Source organism: Arthrobacter cavernae (assembly GCF_017368795.1).
Taxonomy (GTDB): domain Bacteria; phylum Actinomycetota; class Actinomycetes; order Actinomycetales; family Micrococcaceae; genus Arthrobacter; species Arthrobacter cavernae.
Map to the genome: position 1 here is coordinate 1 of NZ_JAFNLL010000033.1, position 23,138 is coordinate 23,138.

23 protein-coding genes are annotated in these 23,138 nt (G+C 65.2%); 7 read left to right on the forward strand and 16 right to left on the reverse strand.

Going from position 1 to position 23,138, the window contains the following annotated elements; translation table 11 throughout:
• Together J1902_RS13575 and J1902_RS13580 are read right to left on the reverse strand one after the other, a co-directional pair.
• On the reverse strand, positions 1–822 hold an 822-nt coding region (locus J1902_RS13575), incomplete at its 3' end, for a PfkB family carbohydrate kinase (protein WP_207616850.1).
• Complete coding sequence (locus J1902_RS13580) at positions 819–1,883, reverse strand: LacI family DNA-binding transcriptional regulator (RefSeq protein ID WP_242702005.1); 1,065 nt, start codon at positions 1,881–1,883, stop codon at positions 819–821. The genes J1902_RS13580 and J1902_RS13575, both read right to left, overlap by 4 nt.
• A 250-nt stretch (positions 1,884–2,133) precedes the next feature.
• On the opposite strand from J1902_RS13580, the gene J1902_RS13585 reads away from it, so the two are divergent.
• Positions 2,134–2,736, forward strand: coding sequence for a TnsA-like heteromeric transposase endonuclease subunit (locus J1902_RS13585; RefSeq protein ID WP_207616851.1), 603 nt, complete (start codon positions 2,134–2,136; stop codon positions 2,734–2,736).
• A gap of 10 nt (positions 2,737–2,746) precedes the next feature.
• On the opposite strand, the gene J1902_RS13590 is transcribed toward J1902_RS13585, so the two are convergent.
• Complete coding sequence (locus J1902_RS13590; protein WP_207616852.1) at positions 2,747–3,421, reverse strand: alpha/beta fold hydrolase; 675 nt, start codon at positions 3,419–3,421, stop codon at positions 2,747–2,749.
• Between the two features lie 977 nt (positions 3,422–4,398).
• Here J1902_RS13590 and J1902_RS13595 point away from each other — a divergent pair.
• Positions 4,399–4,755 (forward strand): MBL fold metallo-hydrolase, encoded by a 357-nt coding sequence (locus tag J1902_RS13595; RefSeq protein WP_242702006.1) that lies wholly within the window; start codon positions 4,399–4,401, stop codon positions 4,753–4,755.
• Between the two features lie 108 nt (positions 4,756–4,863).
• Here the strand turns inward: J1902_RS13595 and J1902_RS13600 are convergent, their stop codons facing one another.
• The 6 genes from J1902_RS13600 to J1902_RS13625 all read right to left on the reverse strand — a co-directional run bounded on the left by J1902_RS13600 (position 4,864) and on the right by J1902_RS13625 (position 9,610).
• Positions 4,864–6,123 (reverse strand): MFS transporter, encoded by a 1,260-nt coding sequence (locus J1902_RS13600; RefSeq protein WP_242702007.1) that lies wholly within the window; start codon positions 6,121–6,123, stop codon positions 4,864–4,866.
• Between the two features lie 40 nt (positions 6,124–6,163).
• Positions 6,164–6,571: a cyclophilin-like fold protein gene (locus J1902_RS13605; protein ID WP_307794456.1), complete on the reverse strand. Its 408-nt coding sequence runs from the start codon at positions 6,569–6,571 to the stop codon at positions 6,164–6,166.
• A 155-nt stretch (positions 6,572–6,726) separates the two neighbouring features.
• Entirely contained in the window at positions 6,727–6,936 is a 210-nt protein-coding gene (locus J1902_RS13610) for a DUF2255 family protein (RefSeq protein WP_207616854.1), read from the reverse strand.
• A complete protein-coding gene (locus J1902_RS13615; RefSeq protein WP_207616855.1) occupies positions 6,933–7,676 on the reverse strand; it encodes an SDR family NAD(P)-dependent oxidoreductase in 744 nt (247 codons plus the stop codon). The genes J1902_RS13610 and J1902_RS13615 overlap by 4 nt, the downstream gene beginning before the upstream one ends.
• 27 nt (positions 7,677–7,703) lie before the next feature.
• On the reverse strand, positions 7,704–8,369 hold the full coding sequence (locus J1902_RS13620) for an SDR family NAD(P)-dependent oxidoreductase (RefSeq protein WP_207616856.1): 666 nt from the start codon (positions 8,367–8,369) through the stop codon (positions 7,704–7,706).
• A gap of 11 nt (positions 8,370–8,380) precedes the next feature.
• The gene (locus tag J1902_RS13625) at positions 8,381–9,610 is read right to left on the reverse strand and encodes a multidrug effflux MFS transporter (protein WP_207616857.1); all 1,230 of its coding nucleotides are present in this window, start codon (positions 9,608–9,610) and stop codon (positions 8,381–8,383) included.
• A gap of 100 nt (positions 9,611–9,710) precedes the next feature.
• Here J1902_RS13625 and J1902_RS13630 point away from each other — a divergent pair, with 100 nt between their 5' ends.
• Complete coding sequence (locus J1902_RS13630) at positions 9,711–10,607, forward strand: helix-turn-helix transcriptional regulator (RefSeq protein ID WP_207616858.1); 897 nt, start codon at positions 9,711–9,713, stop codon at positions 10,605–10,607.
• Between the two features lie 91 nt (positions 10,608–10,698).
• Here J1902_RS13630 and J1902_RS13635 read toward each other — a convergent pair whose 3' ends face one another.
• Positions 10,699–11,649, reverse strand: a complete 951-nt coding sequence (locus J1902_RS13635) for an alpha/beta hydrolase (RefSeq protein WP_207616859.1) — start codon at positions 11,647–11,649, stop codon at positions 10,699–10,701.
• Between the two features lie 374 nt (positions 11,650–12,023).
• Between J1902_RS13635 and J1902_RS13640 the strand changes: the two genes are divergently transcribed.
• Both J1902_RS13640 and J1902_RS13645 read left to right on the forward strand, forming a co-directional pair.
• A complete protein-coding gene (locus J1902_RS13640) occupies positions 12,024–12,371 on the forward strand; it encodes a cyclophilin-like fold protein (protein WP_307794455.1) in 348 nt (115 codons plus the stop codon).
• Positions 12,372–12,407: 36 nt separating this feature from the next.
• On the forward strand, positions 12,408–13,412 hold the full coding sequence (locus tag J1902_RS13645; protein WP_207616861.1) for an SDR family NAD(P)-dependent oxidoreductase: 1,005 nt from the start codon (positions 12,408–12,410) through the stop codon (positions 13,410–13,412).
• Between the two features lie 97 nt (positions 13,413–13,509).
• On the opposite strand, the gene J1902_RS13650 is transcribed toward J1902_RS13645, so the two are convergent.
• From J1902_RS13650 to J1902_RS13675, 6 genes are all read right to left on the reverse strand, one after another.
• Positions 13,510–14,745, reverse strand: coding sequence for an MFS transporter (locus J1902_RS13650; protein WP_207616862.1), 1,236 nt, complete (start codon positions 14,743–14,745; stop codon positions 13,510–13,512).
• A 44-nt stretch (positions 14,746–14,789) separates the two neighbouring features.
• Positions 14,790–17,339, reverse strand: a complete 2,550-nt coding sequence (locus J1902_RS13655; RefSeq protein ID WP_207616863.1) for a glycoside hydrolase family 3 protein — start codon at positions 17,337–17,339, stop codon at positions 14,790–14,792.
• Positions 17,340–17,344: 5 nt separating this feature from the next.
• Complete coding sequence (locus J1902_RS13660) at positions 17,345–18,622, reverse strand: MFS transporter (RefSeq protein ID WP_207616864.1); 1,278 nt, start codon at positions 18,620–18,622, stop codon at positions 17,345–17,347.
• Positions 18,623–19,268: 646 nt separating this feature from the next.
• Entirely contained in the window at positions 19,269–20,138 is an 870-nt protein-coding gene (locus J1902_RS13665; protein ID WP_207616865.1) for an alpha/beta hydrolase, read from the reverse strand.
• A complete protein-coding gene (locus J1902_RS13670) occupies positions 20,135–20,416 on the reverse strand; it encodes a twin-arginine translocation signal domain-containing protein (RefSeq protein ID WP_207616866.1) in 282 nt (93 codons plus the stop codon). Before J1902_RS13670 ends, J1902_RS13665 begins: the two co-directional genes overlap by 4 nt.
• Before the next feature lie 511 nt (positions 20,417–20,927).
• A complete protein-coding gene (locus J1902_RS13675; RefSeq protein ID WP_207616867.1) occupies positions 20,928–21,614 on the reverse strand; it encodes a hypothetical protein in 687 nt (228 codons plus the stop codon).
• Positions 21,615–21,729: 115 nt separating this feature from the next.
• Here J1902_RS13675 and J1902_RS13680 point away from each other — a divergent pair, with 115 nt between their 5' ends.
• Positions 21,730–22,206, forward strand: a complete 477-nt coding sequence (locus tag J1902_RS13680) for a metallopeptidase family protein (RefSeq protein WP_207616868.1) — start codon at positions 21,730–21,732, stop codon at positions 22,204–22,206.
• Positions 22,207–22,216: 10 nt separating this feature from the next.
• Complete coding sequence (locus J1902_RS13685; protein WP_207616869.1) at positions 22,217–23,137, forward strand: cation diffusion facilitator family transporter; 921 nt, start codon at positions 22,217–22,219, stop codon at positions 23,135–23,137.
• The last annotated feature ends 1 nt before the right edge of the window (position 23,138 follow it).

Here is a 23,138-nt window from a genome sequence, read left to right on the forward strand (position 1 = left end):
TTCCAGGACCGTGGGGGCGAGTCCGTCGCTGCCGCGCAGCAGCAGACCGAGGATCAGCGCGGACATGTAGGAGTCCCCGGCGCCGATGGTGTCCGCCACCACCGAGGGGATGGCCGGGACGTTGAGCTGCATGCCCGGCGTGGCCATGAGCGAGCCTTCCGAGCCGCGGGTCACCACGGCCAGGTCCGCGCCGAGGCTGAGGATGTGCTTGGCCGTGTCCTCAAGGTCCTTGCTGGGGTACAGCCAGCGGGCGTCGTCGTCGCTCATCTTCACGACGTCGGTGAGCGGCACGAGCTCCTCGAAGATCGTCAAGGCCTCGTGGTGGCTACCGAGGAGATCCGTGCGGATGTTGGGGTCGTAGGTGACCATGCATCCGCCCTGCGCCTGCTCCAGCAGGCTCTTGACCACGCCGGCGCCCGGGGCCAGGAACGTGGCGATCGAGCCAGTGTGGAGCACCTTGGGGGCGTACGGCAGAGTGACCGGCGGCAGGTCCCATTCGATCTCGAAGGTGTACTCGGCCGAACCGTCCGCGGCGATGTCCGCCGTCGCCGTCGCCGTCCGGGCCAGCGACTGCGAGCCGGGCAGCAGCACCACGCCGGCGTTTTCCAGGTGGGCGGCGATCGCCTCACCGCGGGCGTCGCGCCCGACGGCGGTGAGCAGCCCGGCCTTGACGTCCAGGCGGCCGAGCCCATATGCCACGTTGGCCGGCGAGCCGCCGGGGTATTCCCGCTGGCCTTCGGGGCTGTGCACGATGTCGATCAGTGCCTCGCCCACCACGACGACGTCGAGGGTTTCGGGCGCGGAGCTTGGGGTGGCGGTCATGCGGTTCCTGTTCGTTGGTTGGGGAGGTGCGCTGGCGGGCCTACCGAATCGCGTTCGATCAGCGGGCATTCCAGAAGTTCGGTGCGGCCGGTGGCCTCCGCGCCGTCGAGGATCAGCTCAACGGCCCGGCGCCCCATCTCGAGGAGGGGCAGTTCCAGGGTGGTCAGGCCCGGCCGCAGGTGCGGCGCGAGGGACTCCTGGTTGTCGAAACCCACCACGGAGACGTCGCCGGGGATGCGCAGGCCCAGCGTGGCGAGCGCCTGGTAGGCGCCCCAGGCCGTGCGGTCGTTGCCGCAGAAAATGGCCGTGGGCGGGGTGGGACCGGCCATGAGTTCCAGGGTGTTGCGGTAGCCGCCGTCCTCGTGCCCGTCGCCGGTTTTGTAGTGCGTGGGCAGGGCGGGCAGCCCGGCCTCCTCGAGCGCGCGGCGGTACCCCGCAAGGCGCCCGACGACGGCGGGCAGCGCATCCTCGACGCGTCCGATGTTGATGAAGGCGATCCGGTGGTGGCCGGCGTCGATCAGCGTCCGGGTGGCGGTGTAGCCGCCCAGCTCCTCCGAGGGGGCGATGCTGGGGAAGCGGCCGGCGCGGTCCTGCGAGTTGAGCACGACGGCGGGAACCTCGCCCAGGACGGGCGGCACGTCCACGATGCGGTGGAACATGGATGCGTAGACCACCCCGGCCACCTTGTAGGAAAGCATGGCTTCCAGGGATGCGGCTTCGAGTTCCTGGTCGCCGGCGGTGTTCACGGTGAGCAGCAGCAGGCCGGCTTCCCAGGCCCGGGCCTGGGCGCCCTCGATGATCTTCCCGGCAAACGGTGCGGTGGCCACGGAGTCGCCGACGAAGCCGATCATCCCGGCCACGCCGTCGCGCAGGACCTTGGCGTGGGCGTTGGTCCGGTACCCCAGCATGGTTGCGGCTTGGTGCACGCGCTGGCGGGTTTCCTCCGAGAATCTGGCCCCGCCGGCGTCGTTGAGGACCAGCGAGACCGTGGCCTGCGAGACTCCGGCAGCGGCCGCGACGTCGTGCATCGTGGGGCCGGACCTGAAGCCTGGGCGGGTCATCGCGGAGCCTGTCATTGGGAGCGTCGGGAGGGTGGGACGTTGCGTGGGTTATGCGTATAACTTAGCCCCGGAAAACTGTATCTTCCGGGGTGGGCGGCGTCAATGGATGTTGTCCCGTCTCAACTAAAGTGACGCAATCTCAACAGTTGGAGCATTAACCTGATTTGTCTCAAGTTAGTTGGAGCATTGGCCCGGCGCGCCTCACCTTAGTTGACGCATTTTGCCGGGCGACGCTACTACGGTAAGTGCCATGGGACGCTCGATGACGGCGTCCGACATTCTTGCCGGGCAGCACGATCTTGCAGGCACCCTGACGTTCAGGGAGCGATTCAACAGCGCCCCAACTACCGCATATCTGGCGGATTGCTGGATGGTGCCGTTTCAACATGCCCAACCCATCCGTTTGCAGGCAGCGTTCAAGGGGCAACGCAACGTTGCCGGCCTGTGGTGGTGCGCGACAAACCAGCGCCATGTCGGGTTCGAATCCTGGTGCGAACGCGATCAGCTGATGTCCCTGGACTTTGACCCGAACGTCATCGTTATCTCATCCCAGCCCTTCCGGATCACTTTGCCGCCGTCGCTCCCCCAGCATTCCCACGTCCCGGATTACTTCATCCGCCGCGGCGACGGGTCCGCCGTTGTGCTCGACGTCCGGCCGGACGCCCGGGTGAAACCAGCCGACGAGGACGTTTTCCAGGCAACCAAGGACCTCTGCGCCAGCATCAGCTGGCGTTATCAGCGACTCGGAGCACTGCCTCCTGTCTTGTGGGCGAATCTGCGGTGGCTCGCCGGCTACCGGCATCCACGGTGTTCGCGCGAACCCATAGCGACAATCCTTCATCGTCCTAGCTAGCGGAACATCCTCAAATCATCTTGCCCTGCGTCTGAGCGATCTTTTGGGCGAAGTCGTTCAGCGCCGCAGCTACAGCGTCTGGATTGCTCAAGGTGGCGTAATGACCCCCTGGGATTTCCAGCGGTTCGACGCCAAGTCGCTGATGTACTTGGCGTCTCATGAATGACGCTGGAAAGAACCGGTCGTCACGGCACAATATTGCTCCGGTGGGGACGGCCGGATGCCGCTGACCAGGCCAGGGCCGTGCCATCCATGCACCTTGCTGGTCACGCTCTTTGTCACGTGCCTGGTGTACCAACTCTTCAGGAACTTCGTTGAAAAACGCCGCCTGGGGGTCCGGATCTATAGTCTCGCGATTATGACCTGTGTTGGTCCACCAATCGCCGAATGTCTCGCCCGGTAGTGGGATCATTCCTGCGAGATATACGAGTCCGTCCGATTGGAGCTCGTCGCAAACCAAGGGCGCCGTAAAGCCTCCTAGCGAGTGGCCGACGACGATGGTGTGCTGAGCCTCGCCCACCGCTGCAGTTACTGCATGGGTGTAGTCCTCAAGCCCGGCATTGTCGTCTTCGATGGGCAAGTCGACCGCGATGACGTCATGCCCCGATGCCTCAAGCAGTGGTTTGACCAGATGCCAGTCCCATGCGGTGGAACCGCCGCCATGAATAAGTACGAAAACCGCCAAGATCCCACCCCAGTTCCAAGACATATACGAACACGTCCACCATAGCCAACAGCACCCCCGGCTCGGGTCGTCGCGTTAAAGGGCATAGGCCCGAACAACCTACGAGTGCTTGGACTTGCTGCCCTCTTGAGTGATGCTGCGCCACGAAGCGTCCAAGTTCCTTGGATGTGGAATGCACATTTCAGCGGGCTTTTAGGAAGCACCGCAGTCCCCTAATCGGCGCCACCCGTACCGTTTGCGCCGAGATGTTCAGGGGCTGCCCTGCATCAACGGCGGGATTCGACGGTTTGGGGGCAATGTGGTTCAACTTAGGTGAGACGGGACATCACCCCACTGGGCAAAGCTCGCCCACTCACGCAAGCCGGACCTCTTCCTTGAACGGATCAGAGATGACGTCGCCGCACCGGGCATTTTCCGCAGGCGGTTCTTATGGGAATCGGCTGGTCGTGGAAACACAGCGATAGCGACCCGGCATCCTTCGACGGCACGTGTCCGTTGATGGACCGGCTTATGCGACGCCCTGTGAGCAGAAACCGATGACTTTTGGGTTAGTACGGTCAAGCTTTCGTTTCAGCATTGTCGCCTACGGCGGCGACCGGTCAGACGGCTCTGGGTGATCGTCCGGCGAAAGGTTGCGACGTGGGGTCCTGCACGAGCTTCATCGACACGAGCTCGGTGAATCCGGCGCGTCGGGCGAAGCACCCGTATGGGCTCGACCATGTAGTGCCCGTTGGAAGATAGTGCTTGCAATCTACTGCCGCAAGGTAATACCGTCTCGACAAGCGGTTGCAAACCACAATCGGAGGGGCTTCGTGCTGAAGGAAGTCGCTGAGGGCGTTCTAGCCGGAGTACGCCGAGGAGATCCCGATGGATCTGCTCGGTCTCATTACAGGTCTGCCCGCCGAAGCTGCGCAGATTCCTTGGGATGGTCCCAAAGTCCGCATCATCGAGCATCAGGCCCAGGCCACGCGGCGCTGTTGATCGAGGAGCGCGGCGTCCTCGTCGCCGGCGACATGCTTTCTGACATCCTGATGCCGTTCCTCGATCTAGAGGCCGCGAATCCGATCGAAGACTACCTCGCCGCGCTGCGGCTGTTCGAGAGCGTGGCCGACGACGTTAATGCCGTCATCCCCGGTCACGGCTCAGTCGGCGGAGCTGAGCAGCTACGAGCACGAATCGAACAGGATCGCGCGTACGTGCAGGACCTGCGCGACGGCGGTGTTCACGACGACCCGCGGGTCGGTCCATCGGCCACGTTGGATTGGCTCCCTGACGTGCATGAATGGCAACTACAGCAGCTCGCTCAGAAGAAGCGCGACGGAACGCCCGGCTAGCGATCGCATACCGGGCACTGCGGGCTGTCCTGTACAAGGTTCCCTTTACGGGACAGTCCCTGCCTCCATCTGTTGCAAGGTGCTGCAGTGGCAGGCACTGCTTGTTGCTTATGTGGGGAATGCCGTGCGGCGTCCGGCAACGGCGATGAAGAGCGCGACGGCGGCGAGTCCGGCCATCACGACCGGCAGGACCAGTCCGTCGAAGTTGCTGATCACCACCGCGCCGGCCACACCGGCAGCGAAGATTGCCAGGTTGAACGCAACGCCGAGCATCGAGTTGGCGACGTCGGCGTTTTCGCCGCTTGCCGCACCGATGGCCGTTTGCAGCTGGGCTGCCACGCCGCCGAACGCCATGCCCCACAGCACGATCGCGGCAATCACCGCCACCACCGATGCGTGCCCAACGATGAAGACCATGCCGGCCGCGATGAAGGACCCGATGCTCAGCAGGACCAGGCGTCGAAGGCCCTTGTCGATCACTGCACCCGTGATCGCGATTCCGGCAATGGCCGCGGCTCCGAACGCCACGAGTGCGACGTCGACCGAGAGCTGAAGGCTTGCCGTGCGGAGGTAGGAGCCGATGTAGGTGTAGAGGATGTTGTGCCCGAGCATCCAGCCGACGATGACGGCGAGGACAACCGCGACGCCCGGGATGGCGAAGACCCGTACGAGAGGCACGCGTGTCGCGGCCCGTTGGCCGGGCGCATCCGGGACCAGGAAGACCGCCAGCAGCACGGTGACGACGGTGAGGATGGAGAGCACGCCGAAGGACCATCGCCAGTCGAAGGTTGTGCCCAGCCATGAGCCAAAGGGGGTCCCCACCGCCAGTCCGAGCGGGGTGCCAAGGGACGCGACGGACAAGGCGCGGCCTGCGTGTTCCGGGGCGGTGATGCGGCGGGCGTAGCCGGCGAGCATGCCCCAGAGCAGGCCGGAGAATGCGCCGGCAAGGAGCCGCGCTCCCAGGGAAAGCACGATGTCCGTGGAGAACGCGGTGATGAGGTTTGCGGCCAGGAAGCCCAGTATCCCGACAAGGAAAACGGGTTTCCGGCGCATGCCCCGCGTCATCGCGATGGCGGGCATTGCAGCAATGACAGTGCCCAGGGCGTAGGCGCTGACGAACTGCCCCGCAGTTCCCTCGGTGATGTTCAGCCCGGCACCGATCTGTGGCAACAGGCCGGCAGGCATGGTTTCGGTCGCGATCAACAGGAACCCCATCAGCGCCATGATCAGCAGGGCCGCCCACGGGAAGCGCCCGGCCGGGGCCGGGGAATCACGTTCCCGGCTGTCCTCATAGGTACCGAGGTTTTCGTGGGGCAGGCCGGCCACAGGCGCGTTGCCGGCGTCATCCTGGAGGGTTGCGCGAGTCAAAATGGTTCCATTCTTTGGGGGAAGTCTTGCGGGTAGTTGCTCAAGCGCCGAGGCTGAGCGTGGCCGTGAAACGGCCGCTGCGGTCCCGGATCGCCGCGAGGTCATCGAAGGTTCCGATCCGTACGATCCCCCTGAAGTACCCAACGTGCTCGTAGTAGAGGACCAGGGCCTGGCCGGGCGCGTAGTAGCCGATCGTCAGTGGGTCAGCGTCATCGCCGGCGGGAACGCCGTCGAGCGAAAGGGGATCCGGGAGCTCTGCGAGCTTTTCCTGCCCGCCGTAGTCGCTGAAGGAAAGCGTCAAGGGTAGCTGGTCGATCAGCGAGCGCGCAGTCGCATTCTCAGAAAGAGTTCCGGTCACGGTTGTGCCGTCGATCCGGATGGAGATGGGAGTGCTTGTCGCCTCGGCGGTGGCCGGGTTGTCTTCGCCGATGATCGCGGCCAGGGTCAGCTTCTTTGGTCACATGGGAGAGAATCCCCTTCCTGTCAGGCAAAGTTCGGTCCATTCCAGCAAAACAGCTGCCGACGGCGAGGGGGAGCCTCGGTTGTTACGGGTACTGGGAGGGACCCTCACACGAGGGAAGCCTCCCAGTCGGGGCCCGTCTGTTACGCGTGCTTCCCGTTTCTTGGGGTGATCTCCACGGTCGCCTCCCGTGGTCCCGAGACAACCATGGGCGGCAGGTAGGGGCTGCCGGCATACTTCTCGCGGTAGGCCGCATCGATCTGCTCGTTGAGCGCCGGATCGCCGGGAGCAAACTCCACTTCGTGGGTCTCCCCCGCGGCGATCCGCTCGATCGCCTGGGCCCAGGTGCTCATTGCTGTTCTCCTTCGATCGTGTTTCCGGTGTAGTCGGCCAAGGAGCCGAGGAGCGCCGCCTGGAAATGCCGGTCATGCACCACAGGATGCGGTGCCTGGGTTCTCTGGTGGTGCCAGTACTGCCCGCTCCGGAGCGCTTCCGGGCTGTCGCTTACAGCGAGCCAGGCTTGCGTGACGTGACCCAGGCGGAGATCATCGCTGGCGCCGGGTCCGCCCATCCGGGTCGGCACCCAGCCGGGATCAACCGCGTGTGCGGACACCTCCGTCCACAACCTCGCCACGGCGGCAGCGAGCGCGGTCACAAAGAGCTTGCTGTCCGAATACGAACGGGAATCCCGCGCACCGCTCCAGTCCACGCCGTCGAGATCCGCATGGCCGCCGCGGTGCATGCTGCTGCTGAGGTAGAGCAGCCGGTCCGGGCGTTCCATTTCCGCGGTAAGCACGAAAGGAGCCACCACGTTCACCGGCAGCAGTGACGGCCCGCCAATGACTCCCGCGTTGTGGATCACGGCATCGAAGCGGCCCAGCGCGTTCACCTGCCCGGCCATGTCGCGCACCTCGTCGAGCCGGGCGAGATCGCCCACCACGGACTGCGCGCCGCGGTCGAGGAGGTCCTGGACGGCTGCCAGCCGCTCCGGAGTGCGGGCGTGCACGACGACGGCATGGCCGCCGTCGAGCAGCGCTTCGGCCGCCGCGCGGCCGAGTCCGTCGCTGGAACCGGTGACGAGGATACGGGACACGTTTCTCCTTAGTGTGGCTTTGGAACCTCAGGCGAGGAGCGTCACGAAGGTGCGGAATTCCGTCCCTTCGCTGTAGATGCTCCAGAGGGTTTCGGCCAGGGCAGCCGGCTCGTGTGCGGGGTCGCCTCCGCCGATGCCCAAGGGAATGATGAGCTGCGCAACGTGGATTCCCTCGGGTGCCAGGGCCTCGTGGAGCATCTGGGCGTACGCGGATTCGGCAGCGAACGCGGCGGAGGTTCCGGCGTAGTTGTGGTTGGGGCGGACGGCGCTGGAGCCGTTGACGAACAAGGCGGTTCCGCGGCCGAGGGTGCGCATGCCGGGAAGGACCGCATTCATGGCCGCAGCTGCTCCAAGCACGGAGAATTCGAGTGCCGAGCGCAGCTCCTCACGGCCCGTCTCAAGAACGGGACGCAGATACTCCTTGGACGGCACGGGGCTGAACTGGAGGATTTCGACGGCGCCCAGCTCCTGGGCGGCCTGCGCAAGGACGGTGTTGAGCGACTCAGCATCGCGGACGTCGGCGGCGTAACCGCGGGCGGTGATTCCGGCGTCGGTCAGTTCCACGGCGAGCGCATCCACGTGCTCCTGGGTACGGGAGATCAGCGCGACGTTGAAGCCTTCGGTTCCGAAACGCCGCGCGGCGGCCAGGCCCAGGCCCGGGCCGGCACCGATGATCGCGAGGGTGGTCTTCATGGAGTGCTCCTTCATTTGATGGGACGTCTTGCGATGGCGAGGCCAACGAAGGCGATAAGGGTGCCGACGACGATCATTGTGGCCATAGGCACGGCGGTATGGCTGCCGCCAAGGCCTGCGATGGGCGCGGCGATGCCTGCGATGACCCATTGCGTCATGCCGAGGACCGCGGAACCGGTTCCCGGATGGTCCGGAACGGCGGCCGCAGCCAGTGCTCCGCCGTTGCCGCCAAGGAGACCCTGGGCGACCATCACAGCCAGGAAGCAGCCCAGTGCGGCCAACAGCGGCGTTCCGAGCCACAGTGCGCTGGCCAGCATCACCACCCCGGCAACAAGGTCAATGACCAGGCCCACCGCGATGACTTTCCGGGTTGAGACCCGTCCGGCCAGGCGGGCGGAGACCAGGGCGGCGACGGCGGCCGCGGCGGCATTGGCGGCGAAGACCACCGAATAGGCAACCGGTGAGAGCCCGTTCATCGACTGCAGCACGAACGCCGAGGTGGCCACGTAGGCAAAGAGGGCGATCATCGCCGCCGAGCTGACAATCATGTAACCGAGGTACTCGCGTTTGCCCAGTACCTCGCGGGCCGCCCGGGCGAAGGTGCGCAGTCCACCGCCGTGCCTCCGCTCCTTGGGCAGGGACTCCGGGACGATGAACACCGTGCACAACGCCATCAGGAGGCCTGCTGCGGCGAGCACCCAGAATGCCGTCCGCCAATGCGAAACCTGCAGGATTCCGGCCCCGAGCAACGGGCTGATCACGGGGGAAATCCCGCCGACGCCGGCGATGATGTTCAGCACCCGGACCAGCTGGGAGCCGGAGACCAGGTCGATGATGATCGCGCGGCCGATCACCATCGCCCACCCGCCGGCGAAACCCTGGACAAAGCGGGCGGCCATCATGGCTCCGGCGGTGGGGGCCATGGCGCAGAGCACGGAAGCAATGAAGACCACCACCGTGCTCGCAAGCAACGGCCACCGGCGTCCCCGCTGGTCCGAGAACGGACCGCCCACAAGCTGGCCCAGGCCCATCCCGACGAAGAAGGTGGTCAGCGTCAGCTGCACCTCGGTGGCGCTCGCGCCAAGATCGGCGGAAACCATCGGGAACGCGGGAACGTACATGTCAGTCGCCAACGGGGCGATGGCCGTGATGAAGATGACGGAGGCAACCAGTGCCGCGGAAACCACGTTCTTCTTACCGGTGCTCTTAGCCGTGTTGGTGGGGATGGTGGCAGAGGACATGTTTTTACAACACCATGTCTCTTCACGCTGAGGGAGTCCCCCTTGATGGGGGTACCAACAGAGACTCCTTCAATCCGGAGCTCGCGCCTATCGTGAACCCATGGACAACCGTGCAGACGTTCGTGAATTCCTCACCTCGCGGCGCGCCAAGATTTCGCCCGAAGCGGTCGGGCTGCCCGCGGGAAGCAACCGCCGTGTGGCCGGGCTGCGCCGCAGCGAAGTGGCCACCCTTGCCGGGGTGAGCGTTGAGTACTACACCCGGCTGGAGCGGGGTGCCATCAGCGGCGCCTCCCCGGAGATCCTTGACGCGATTTCCCGCGCGTTGAACCTCGACGACGCCGAGCGCGCCCACCTGTTCGACCTCGCCCACGCGGCGAGCCCCGTAGCCAGGCCGCCCAAGCGCCGGAGCGCGAAGGGCTGGACGCCGCACACCAGCCTCCAGTGGGCGCTCGATGCCGTCACCGCCGGGCCGGCTTTTGTCCGCAATGGACGCATGGACCTGCTGGCCGTCAACGCACTCGCCCAAGCCTTCTACAAGGACGTGTACGACATGCCCGGCCAGCCGCCCAACCTGGCCCGTTTCACTTTCCTCGACGAACGCGCCCACGACTTCCACCCCGACTGGGACGCCGCCGCCGAGGTGGTCGTTTCCATCCTGCGCACCGAAGCCGGACGGGACCCGCACAACAAGGAACTCCATGACCTCGTCGGTGAGCTGAGCACACGGAGCCAGGAATTCCGGCGTCTTTGGAGCTCGCACAACGTCCGCCACCACGGCGCCGGCGCCAAGGTCTTCCGCCATCCGATCGTGGGCGAGATGACCATCGCCTACGAAGGCCTGGAGATGGCTGCCGAGCCCGGACTCACCCTCACCATCTACTCAACTGAGCCGGGTTCCCCTTCGGAAGAAGCCATGCGTTTGCTCGCTTCCTGGGCTGCCACCGAGTTGGTTCAGGATGCGGGGAAGCAGCACAGCGGGAAACAACACGCAGGCTGAGGCGCAGGCCGCCACTCGTAGTCACAAACAGCAGATTGCCCGCCGGACATGGTTTGTCCGGCGGGCAATCGTCATTCCTGATGGTCCGTGCTCACAGCGCGGCGGCGAAGAACTCCTCAAGCTTGTCGAACGGGATGACGTCGGTGCGGTCGTAGAGGTCGATATGGCGCGCACCCGGAACCACGAGCAGTTCGCTCGGACCGGAGGCCTGGGCGTGGACGTCCTCGCTGAAGTAGCGGGAGTGCGCCTGGTCGCCGGTGATGAGCAGGATGGGGCGCGGCGCGATGTCGTCGAGGTGCCGCAGGGCTCCGAAGTTCACGTGCGCCGCCTCGCTTGTTTGGGTGAAGGCGCCGATCGATCGCGGGTGGTGACCGCGGTCCGCCACGTAGTACTCATAGAACTCCGCGGTGACCGGATCCAGGTCGCCAGGGATCTCGGAGGGGAAGGTCGGCTCCAGGGCCGGCTCCCCGGCGTCGACGTCTTTCCAGCGCTGCGCGGCGACGGCCGCGAGCTTCGCCCGACGCTCCTCGTCGCTGCCCTTGTTCTCCCAGCCGTTGCGCTTCACGCCGCTGATGTCGTACATCGCCGCGGTGGCGGCTGCCTTGATGCGCGGGTCGGCCTGCGCGGCACTGAGCGCGAAGCCACCGCTGCCGCACAGGCCGACCGCGCCGCTGCGCTCACGGTCGACGTAGGCGAGGGTGCCGAGGTAATCGAGGGCGGCGCTGAAGTCCTCAGCGAAGATCTCCGGAGAGGTGACGTGGCGGGGTTCGCCACCACTCTCGCCGTTGTAGGACGGGTCGAAGGCCAGTGCGACGAAGCCGCGCTTGGCGAATTCCTGGGCGTAGACGCCCGGGCCCTGCTCCTTCACGCCGCCGTGCGGCGGGCCGATCACGATCCCGGCGTGGCGGACAGCAAGGTCCATGCCGGTGGCCGTGTAGAGATCGGCCGCGAGCTCAATGCCATAGCGGTTGCGGTAGCGGACCGGGGTGCGGGTGACCTCCGGGTCGAGGGCGAAGGTGTAGCCGTCGGGCTGAAGTGGCATGGGTGTTCCTATTCGTGTTGTACGCCTGAGGCGATGACAGTCATGCAATCCACGTTAGGGGCGCCGCTTCCCCCGAGGGAGACCCTCTGAATACCACCCTCAACCGGGACTCCCACGAAAGATACGTGCGGCATTGGATGGATTGTGGAAATCAAGGCCTGCTGAGCATGGGAGTGAGAGTGGAACGAGGACAACGGATGGGAAAGCGACTGTGGACGACGGCCGGCGCGCTGCTGGTCCTTGGATTCGGCGTGGCCTCATGCGCCGGTGCGTCACAGGGGAGCAGCCAGGAACCTTCGACGCCGAGCACCGGCACTGAGTCCGGCGCCTCAAGTTCTGCCGCGAGTTCGGAACGTTCGGTGGAAGGGACTGTCGTGCACTTCACAGCAGGCTCCACCGTGGTGAAGGCAGTGATCGACAGAGACACCCGGACGGCACGTTCCTTTGTGGACATGCTGCCCATGACCCTGCGCTTTTCCGACTACGGAGGCAAAGAGAAGGTCGCTTCACCTCCCCGCCACTTCGACTTCACCGGGGCCGAGGGGATGAAACCGAAAGCGGGCGACCTGTTCTCCTATCAGCCGTGGAGCAACCTCGGGTTCTTCTATAACGCCGACGGCTCGAGCCACTCGGACTCTCTTGTCCGCATCGGGAGAAGCGATGACATCGAACAGATCGTAAAGCTGGATGGACAGGACGTCACGATTTCGATCGCGAAGTAACCGACCGCGGAACATCCCAGAGAAAGCAGCAACGCCATGACCGCCATGACCAGACGCACCCTCCTCCTTTCGACAGCCATGCTCGGCACGGGCATCCTGACAGCGTGCACCGCAGCTCCGTCCCGCGAGAACACGCCGGCACCTGGCACCACACCTGGCACCCCGCCAACAGCCGGCGGTGGAGCCGCCACGGGAGGGGGCCCATACGGGGTGGGAAGCTACAACACGCAGGAAGTCGCAGACGAGCTGGGCTACATCGAGGAGAACATCCGCCCGCTCGCCCCCGGAGATGGGGACAGGAAGAGGATCCTCATCACCGGGTCCACCGCCGGCATCGGCCAACTCGCCGCGGCGCATCTTCTCGCCCGTGGCCACCGGGTCGTCGCGCACGCGCGCAACGAGCAGCGCGCGGCGGACGTGCGGCGCGATCTTCCCGGTCTCGAAGCCGTCGTCGTCGGCGAACTGAGGGACCTTGATGAATCGCGGGCCCTCGCCGGACAGATCAACAAGCTGGGGGCGTTCGACGTCATCATCAACAACGCGGGGGAATACGGCCTCTCCGGTGAAGAGATGCTGAGCGTCAATTCGCTTTCTCCCTACTTGCTGACGGCGCTGGTCAACGCTCCCGCCCAGCTGATCTACCTCACCTCGGATCTGCACCTGGGCGGCGACCTCAAACAGGACGCGCTGCGATCCGGTGGCCGTGACTTCAGCTACGGCGACACCAAGACCCAGATCCTCGCACTTGCCATGGCCGTGGCCCGGCGCCGGCCCGCGGTGAGGGTCAACGCCGTGGCTCCGGGCTGGGTGCCGACCGTCATGGGGTTCCACAACGGCCCCTACGCGCCGGACAACCTCCGCGAAGGCTACATGACCCAGGTGTGGCTCGCTGAAGGCATCGCACCCGCAAGCCGGGTCACGGGAGAATTCTTCTTCCACCAGACACCGGAAACCCGCGTGCACGCCGATGTCCGCAACACCGCTGCGCAGGACCGCCTGCTCGAGGCATACGCGCAGCGCACCGGGGCGACACTTAGCTGAGGCGCCCCGGAACCGGCACGGGAAAGCCCCGGACCACGTGCTCCGGGGGGCTTTCCCGTCGCTGAGCGGGGCTCGTCCGATAGCTATGCGCGCTGCCCTAAACAGCCGCCGCACGACGGGTGACGCTCGCCGTCACAAAGGCCAGCAGCGAGGCGAGAATCAGCACAGCCGCACCGCCCAGGAAGGTTCCGCGGTACCCGGTCGAGTCGAACAGCAGCCCGCCAAGGGTGGAACCGAAAGCGATCGAGGTCTGGATCACGGCCACCATCAGGCCACCGCCGGCCTCTGCGTTGTGCGGCATTGCCTTGGCGACCCAGCTCCACCAGCCGACGGGCGCCGCCGTCGACATCAGGCCCCACAGCCCCAGAAGCACGACGACCGCGGCGAACCAGCCACCGAAGGGCACCAGCGCTGCGGCGATGAGCGCCATGAGAGCCGGGATGACGGTCAGCGTGCGGTACAGGCCCTTGCCGAGGAATCGGCCGATCATGACCGTGCCCACGAAGCCGGTGGCTCCGACCACGAGCAGGACAAGCGAGATCGCGGCGACATCGATCCGGGTGACCGTCTCCAGGAACGGGCGGACGTAGGTGAACAGGACGAACTGCCCCATGAAGAAGGCGCCGCAGGCGGCCATGCCCCAGGCGACGGGGGCACTCTTGAGCGCGGTGAAGATGCCGAAGACGCTGCCGGGCTTGCCGGTGCGCGCCTCGGTCTTCATGGAAGGCAGGCTGATCCACTGCCAAATGAACACCAGGACAGCCACCGGGACCAGGCAGAAGAAGGCGCCGCGCCACCCCACCACGGAGCCGAGGTAGCTGCCCAGCGGTGCGGCCAGGACGGAGGCGAGGGCATTGCCCCCGTTGAAGATCGCCAGGGCCCGCGGGACTTTTGAAGCAGGCACCAGGCGCATGGCCGTGGCTGCGGACATGGACCAGAACCCGCCGATGACCACGCCGATCAGTGCCCGGCCGATCATGAAGGGAAGATAGCCCGGTGCCAGTGCGACCAGCGCGCCCGAGAACGCCATCACACCCGTCAGCGCGAGCAGCAAAGTCTTGCGGTTCATGCCCCTGGCCAGGGTGGAGATGGAGAGGCTCGTCAACACGGCGAACAGACCCGAGATCGCAATGCCCTGTCCCACCATCCCTTCGGAGACCTGCAGATCCGCCGCCATCGGGGTGAGCAGGCTGACGGGCATGAACTCGGACGCTATGAGCGCGAAGACGCACAGGGACATGGCGTAGACGCCTCCCCAGTGACCGGGGTGCATCTCTGCGCTGATTGGTCCTTGCCTCTCGTCAGTGGAAGTGGCGGAAGTGTCGTGCGACATGAAAACTTTCTCTCTCGTGTTGTCGATCCAGCGTGGTTACTTATTCAGCCCAGCGGCAGCCGTGCCCGGACATCGCCGAGCCCGCGCGCGATGATGAGTTCGCCGTCGTTCAACGGCTTCCAGGCGTTTTCTGCCTCATCCCAACGGCGGAACAGCCGGCCATCGCAGCCGACCCTTACAGCGGCCGTCTCCCCCGTCTCCACCCGGGAACCGGCGTAGCCGGCCAGGCGGACAGGCTGCCCCTCCTCCGCCGGGAGGAAGTAGAGCTGCACGGTTTCGCGGGATGCGCGGGTGCCCGTGTTGGTGATGTCCACCTCGACGACGGCGCCCCCTCCGGCTTCGGGCGGAAGCAGCCGGGCGCTGCCGTATTCCCAGCTTCCGTAGCCCAGGCCATGGCCGAACCAGAACAGGGGCGCGGGCGCGTTGCCGGCGTGGTAGCCGCGGTAGCCGATGGCGGTGCCGTCCGTGTATTCGAGGCCGAAGTCCGGACCCGGGGTGACATTCCATGCCGGGGACGCGCCGTCGGCGGTCGGGTAGCTGGTGACCAGCCGCCCTGTCGGTTCTTCCGCGCCCGTGAGCACGTCCGCCACCGCGTTGCCGCCCTCCTGGCCGGGAAGCCCCGCGATAAGGACGGCGTCGACGTCGTCGAGCCACGGCATCAGAACCGGAGTGGCCGCGTTGACCACCACGACGGTCCGCGTCGCCGTAGCGGCAACCCGCAGGACGAGTTCGTCCTGCCGGCCCGGAAGGGCGAGGGTCTGTTTGTCGGACATTTCGGTCTCGTCCTCTTCGGTCAGGCCGACTACGACGACGGCGGTGCCGGCCGCGCATGCCGCTTCCTCCGCCGCGGCGATGGCTTCCTCATCGGTCCGGGCATCCTGCTGGGCCACCAAGGCGACGCTCCCGAACGAACCCGTGGTGAGCAGGTGGCTCTCCTCGGAAAGGTTCAGCGCCGGGTTGCCCGCCAACTTCGCGGCCCAGTCAACCGGGGCGAAATCCAGCCGTACGGAGACCACCGCACCGGCAGGCAGCTCGAACGCCTCGGTGTAGGACGGCGGGCGGAGCATTGCCTCGGCGGGGTCGAAGCCCGTGATGGGGAGGTTCCGCTGGCCCAGGACTCCGGCGTCGGTGGAGATGGTCCAGGTTCCGACGCCGATGCCGCCGAGCCATACAGCGCCGGCGTGATTGCCGAGGCGGGCCGCGAAGATCACGGCTGTGGGCATCTCGCTGAAGTCGTCGTCCCAGCCGACAGTGATCGCTGCGCCGTCTTCGTGGCGGCTGGCGATTTCGGCACCTTCGGCATTGAGGTACGTCACGCGCATGCCCTGCTCCCCCGTAACCGGGTCGGTTACGAAACCGGTCAGCGCGGGAACAGGACGCTTCCGCACCCCGACGCCGTCAAGGACCGTGAGCCGTTCCCCAACGCGGTCAGTAAGAGCTTCCGCGATGGTTGAGACATAAGGCGGATTGACCTGGGCGGAGCCGCCTCCCATGGCCTGGGTTGCAATCGCGTGGCGTCCGAGCAGGGCCAGCGGCCCCTCCTCGGACAGGGGAAGCACGTCCCCTTCGTTCTTCAACAAAACCATGCCGCGGCTGGCAATGCGGCGCAGCTGTTCCTTGCGTTCGGGCGAATCCGGGGCCGGCATGCCGGTCTTGAACCCGTTGGTTTCTTCGCCGGAGGCAGGACGGAGACCGCCCGTTCGTTCGGCGAGCAGCAGGAGCCGGGCAAGGTGCTCGTCCACGGTCGCCTCGCTCACGTCGCCGCGGCGTACGGCTGCAAAGAGCCTTTCGCCCCATGGACCTTCCGGTCCGGGCATGACAAGGTCAAGGCCTCCGTTGGCGGATTCGACTGTGCGCTTCGTAGCGAACCAGTCACTCATGATCAGCCCGTCCCAGGCCCATTCGCTCTTGACGATGTCGTTCTGGACGTGGTCCTGCTCGGTGGCGGTGACGCCGTTGATATCGTTGTACGCGGCCATCATCGACCACGCGCCGGCATCATCCACCGCCATCTCGAACGGCAGGAGGTACACCTCCCGCAGCGCCGTCTCCGACAGCCGCGAATCCACGAAGTTCCGCAGCGTCTCGGATTCATTGGCCACGAGGTGCTTGAGGCAGGCGGCGGTTCCGTTGGCCTGCATGCCGCGTACATAGGCGGCGGCGGAACGGCCGGTCAGGTACGGATCTTCGGAGTAGGCCTCAAAGAGCCGTCCGCCCAGCGGGGTCCGGTGCAGGTTGATGGTTGGGCCGAGCACCACATGGATCTTCTGGCGGTGCGCCTCCTCGGAGAGCATGCGGCCGACTTCTTCTGCGATGTCGTCATCCCAGGAGCCCGAGATGAGGGTCGCGTTGGGGAAGAGGGCCACCGGGTCCCCGCCGATGAACTTGAGTCCGCGCACGCCGGTGGGACCGTCGGAAAATGCCAGCGGCGCAAGCCCGATCGTGTCATTGCCGGGGAGTGTGAACGCAGTCTCGCCCGTCAGAAGGGCTACCTTGTCCTCCAGCCCGAGTTGCTCCAGTAGGCGTTCCTGACGCCGCAGCCCTTCTGGCCGCAGCTCCTCGGAGAGCCCGGCAGTGACGGATCGTTCAGTCATGTCAGTCATTTCACCTTCTTGATCGGGAGGATGATGAACGCGCCGGCCAAGGCGGCAAGCGCAGCCGCGATCAGCAGCAATTCATAGTTCGGCATGCCCCCTGTGGCGCCCAAAGCCAACAGCCATGCACCGATGAAAGGGGCCAGCGAGGAGGGCAGTGCGTTGGCGATGTTGAATACTCCAAGATCCTTGCCTCGCTCCTTCGTGTTCGGGAGGATCTGGAGCACCAGTGCAAGGTCGATCGACATGTAGATGCCGTAGCCGATACCGATGAACGCCTCCACGAGGTAGAACTGTCCCACCGAGTCGATGTGGAGCAGCATGTAGGTGCCCACCGCGAAGATCGCGCTCGACGCGAACACGAACACCTTGCGCCGGCCGATGCGGTCCGACAGCCACCCGGCAATGTAGCCGCTGGCGATCAGAGTGATGGTGTACCAGAGCACGCCTTGAGATACGACGGCCGGGACTTCCTCCGCGGGGACGCCCATGCGGTTCATGACATACGGGAAACGGAAGGTGATGAACAGCATGTTCGCGGCGATCACCAGGAACCGCGACCACCACGCGAACCCGAAGTCCGGGTACTTGACAGGGTTAACCCAGAAGGTTTTGGCCAGCATGCCGAAGCGGAAGGGCTCCGGCTTCTCCCGCTGCACCTTGTCCGGGAGGACGAAGGCATAGGCCACGACCGCGATGACGCCAATGACCGCCGGGACCATGAACATCGCCAGGATGTTGCTCGAAAGCAGCGAGGCAATCCATGTTGCGGCGAAGATCGCAACGTTCTGCATAATGCCTATCAGGGCAGATACCCGCGCATGCTGCTTCTCCGGAAGCTGGTCCGCGAGCGTCGCGGTGAACGGCCCGTAGGCGGCGTTGGCACCGAACTGTGCCACGAACCACCCGAGCGCAAGCATCCAGACGTCGGCTGCCACGGCGATCATGAAGAATGCGCCGGCCATCACCAGGACCCCGGCGATCATGTAAGGGCGCCGCATCCCAAAGCGCGAACGGGAGCGGTCCGACAGGCGCCCGAAGAGCGAGTTACCCAGGAACGCCCCGATCGCGCCGTAGCCGAGGACGTTTCCCACGATCGTCGTGAGCTCGGTGTCTGTTTGTGCGATCGAGCCGGCTTTGATGGCCATGCCGATCATGATCGGCGCGAACAAGGCCATGAAAAGCCCGAGCTGAGCGATTGCCAGGCCGGCGACAAACACGGGCCCCTTGGACGCGGCCGGGCTCCGGTCTTCTGTGGCGACCGTAGCGGTGGGAGTGGACATCGTTGTCTCCAGTGTTAAGGGGCGCATTGCCCGGATAGAAGAGTCGATTGGAACTGATGCATGCGATTTGTGCAGCTGTTCAAGCTCACCAGAGCAGCTCACGTCCGGGGAGTCCCGCTTGATGGAGGTACTGGCAGGGCCCTCAGGCACGTCGGACAATCCCCGCCTTTGGTTGACCCTTCTCCATCTGCATCAAACCTCTGCCTTCCCCTTGTTTCGAGGCGCTATCCAGGCCGGTCAGACGCTCTCCGTCCTGATGAGACCGGAGTCCAGCCACGCGTGTGGACCGGGCACCGATACGGGGCATGTGCGGTTCGCTGCTTTGGCCCGCCGCGGCGCACCCGCATCGACCACCGCAGTCGTCGCCGGAAGATCGGCAGACCCAGCGCGGCGATGGCAGCCGTATCTGGCCATCGGAGAGCCGGCCAATTGTCTGGCACGGGGTACCCACCCCCGGAGAGGCCGGCGTCGCGCTCGAATTGGTTCCGCGATCCGGGAAACAGCGCCTCGTCAACGAAGTAGGCGGCCGGGAACGCGAACCGGAGCGTGGATTTCAACCCTCAATGACCCCACCCCGGACCGTATTCCAGGACTGGCGAAAGCTGGAAGCGCCCGCGGCCCAGGAGCTGCCGCGGGCTCCCCGTCATTACTTCAAATTGGCGCGGAAGAACGTAGTGAGTTTGTCGAATGGGATGAGGCCGACGCGATCATAGAGATCCACGTGACCGGCCCCAGGAACCAGGACGAGTTCCTTCGGCTCCGCCGCAAGCTGGTAAGCGTTCTCGCTGAACTCACGGGAGTGCGCCTGGTCACCAGTGATGAACAGCAGCGGACGCGGGGAGATGATTTCCAGGTCCGCGAACGGATAGAAATTCAGGAATTTGGCATTGGTGGCCAGCGTGGGATGCGTCGTTGTGTTCGGGCAGTACCCACGGGCCGTCCGGTAGAAGTCGTAGAACTCCCGGTCCACCGCGCTCGACTCCTCGGTGAGCACTTCGGGCGTGCCGCCCGTGTACTGGATCTTTCCACCGGCGAACTCGACATCCCGCTGATTGGCGGCCTGCGCGATCATCGTCTTGCGCTGTTCTAGGGTCACGGACTTCCGGAGCCCGTCACGATTCGCGGCGCCCATGTCATACATGCTCACCGTGGCGATGGCCTTGATCCTCGGATCAATCTTTGCCGCGCTGAGAACAAAGCTGCCGCTGCCGCAGATCCCGATGGCTCCCACGCGCTCCTTGTCAACGAGCGACTGCGCACGCAGAAAATCCGCAGCAGCGCTGAAGTCCTCGCTGTAAATATCAGGGGCGACGGCGTTTCCGGGCTTCCCGGCACTCTCGCCCCAGAACGACAGGTCGAAGGACAATGTGATAAATCCCTGCTCCGCCATTTTCGTGGCGTAGAGGTTAGCGCTTTGCTCCTTCACGGCGCCCATGGGATGCCCCACTACCAGTGCCGGATGACTCGTCCGGCGGTCCAGATCCTTGGGCACGAAGAGGTTACCCACAACCTTCATCTCATACTGTTCTTGAACGAAACTTTCCGGACGGTGATCTTGTCACTCGTGTAAAAGTTGTCAGCACGATTCGAGATGTCCCCCGGCTCCAGCGGCCTCTTCGATGCAGATGCGGATGCAAAGGCCTGCTCGTCTGATACCAGACCCACGGCACCGGACAGGCCGACGGCCGCCGCACCGACACCCGTCAGCTTCATCAGGTTCCGGCGTGACACTCCTCGCTCCGCCCAGCTCGTCCCAGAGGTCGACTTCTTGCTTCCGTCAGTATTCGTGCTCATCGTGATGTCATCCTCGTGATAGTCGTTTACGAACGTCGAAACTTTCCAGCTTCCCTTCGAGCACACCACAGCCCACGCGCGCAAGGGAGCCTCTGCTGGGAGTGGTACTGCCAGGGCCCCTCAGCAAAACGGCGCCAGCTCACAACTGAGTCAGGGCTGAGGAATTAACGGTCTATCTGGCTCGACACGCCGGGCGATGAGCCTGGCGGGCAGGAGCCCGATATGGCCGCAACACTTGAGGTTGTGCCGAGTACGTTGTCGGAATCCGTGCCAAGGTCCGGACTCCCACGGATTTAGTGATTGAGACGCCCGGACCTAACCTCAAACTCATCGATCAAGGTTAAGGCTCGAGTCATAACCAAGGCAGGATTCTGCGATTTAGTTCAACTGTAGTGAGACAAGGGCCTTCATTCTGTCTCACTACAGTTGACTCAACCGCGTAAATTTGGGTCCAGATGGTTCAAGGTAGATGAGACCGGACAGTTGTCCCGTACGCACTTGGGTGCGGTGGTTATCTGCGCGTCGTGAACTGGATCTGGATGCGCTTGAGCTCGGCGCGTGGAAGCACGGCTGTCACCACGCCACCGCCTGCCAGTTCTGCGCCGATGCCGTAGACGAACGGGTCCGTATCGATCTCCGCTGCGGACACTTCGATGCCATTGACGAGGACACTGACCTGACCGTTGGCCATCCGCTCGGTCACTGCGGGTGCGGGTAGGTCCCAAGGGTTGCCGTTCAGTCCGAGCTTCTGCCGGTACTGGTTCATGAGGATGTAGTTGACGTGGTCGACCAGCACGCGGCGGACCGAAGAAAGCTCGGATGAGTCCCGGTGCCAGGTGGTTCGCACGGCCTCCCACAGCTGCGGGTAGCGCATTCGTTCCACCTGCTCCACCAGCCACGCAGGTCGCGGCCATGGCAGACTGTCCTCGATCGCCCTCCGCGTCGGCTCGTCGAGGTCCGCGAGGTTTATCGGGTCTGAGCGGTCATTCGGGTTTCGCCAGACTGTATAGGTGACGCTCGCTGTCATTTCACTGTATCCACGAGCGTCCCGGCCGTATCCCAGACCGACGGTATCCGTATCCTCCAGCGAGGGCTGGGACACGAGCCCCATCACCGGGATGGGCATGAGTTTCAGGCGCTCAGCCTGCTCGACACGAGGATCGGGCGCGTCCTCGGGGAGAATTCCAGCCAGTCTCATGCCTCGATTATGAACCCAACACGTGATCGGGACCCATAGGTGTGGACGGGCTTGCCGAACGCCCATTTCCGGGGCAGGCGGCGTCAATGGTCCACGCGCGGACTAGAGTCGAACCATGCCCGAGAACCTGCCTCCCGGCTTCCCGATCCTTCCCGACGGCGAGCGCGCTTCCTCGCCGCTGCCGGCCGCCGCGGACCCTGCTGCTGCCGAGCCCGCCGCGGCGCCGTTCGAGATGTCGGCGGATGACTTCGAGGCGGCCGTGAGCGACGCCCTCCTGCTGATCCCGCGGAAGGTCGCCCGGGCCATGGACAATGTGGCCATCTTCATCGAGGACGACTTCGTTCCGCATCCGAACGAAGACCCGGACACGGTGCTGCTGGGCCTGTACGAGGGCGTGCCCCTCACTGAACGGGATTCGTGGTGGGGCGCCGGTTCCCTTCCGGACCGGATCACGATCTTCCGGCAGCCGATCCTGGACATCTGTACTAGCCGCCAGGAAGTCATTGACGAGGTGGTCATCACGGTGGTCCACGAGATCGCCCACCACTTCGGCATCGGCGATGACCGCCTGCACGAGCTCGGCTGGGGCTAGCCTTGTAGCCATGGGGCACGATCACAACCACTCACACGGGCTCACCGCCACCGGTCGGCACCGCAAGCGGCTCATCGCCGTCCTGACCATCACGCTCGGCGTGGTGGGCATCCAGGTGGTGGGCGCCGTCGTGTCCGGATCGCTGGCGCTGCTTGCCGACGCCGGCCACATGCTTTCCGACGCCGCCGGCGTCTTCATCGCACTGTTGGCGGCCTGGATTGCCACCCGCCCGGCCAGCGATCAGCGCACCTACGGCTACCAACGGGCCGAGGTCCTCGCGGCCCTGGCCAACGCGCTGATCCTGATCGTGATCGCCGTGGTGATCATGATCGAGGCGGTCCGGCGCTTCGGCGAATCCCCCGAGATCCACACGGACGTGATGCTCTACGCCGCGGTCCTTGGCGCCGTGGCCAACCTGGTCTCGCTGCTGATCCTGCGCGGCGCCCAGAAGGAAAGCCTGAACATCCGCGGAGCCTACCTTGAGGTACTGGGCGATCTGCTGGGCTCGTTCGCCGTCATCGCCGCCGCCGTCATCATCATGACCACGGGGTTCCAGGCCGCCGACCCCATCGCCTCCGTGCTGATCTCCCTCATGATCCTGCCCCGCGCCTGGCACCTGCTCCGCGACGTGGTGGACGTGCTCCTCGAGGCCACCCCCAAGGGCGTGGACGTGAACATGATCCGTGAGCACATCGAGTCCGTGGAAGGCGTGGTGGGCGCGCACGACATCCACATCTGGACCATTACCTCCGGCGTCCCGGTCTTTTCGGCCCATGTGGTGGTGGAGGACGCGGTCCTCAACGCCAGCGGCGCAGACATGATCCTGGACCAGCTGGGCTCATGCCTGGGCAAGCACTTCGACACCGAGCACTGCACGTTCCAGCTGGAGCCGGTCAGCCATTCGGAGCACGAGTCGCACCAGCACGCGTAGC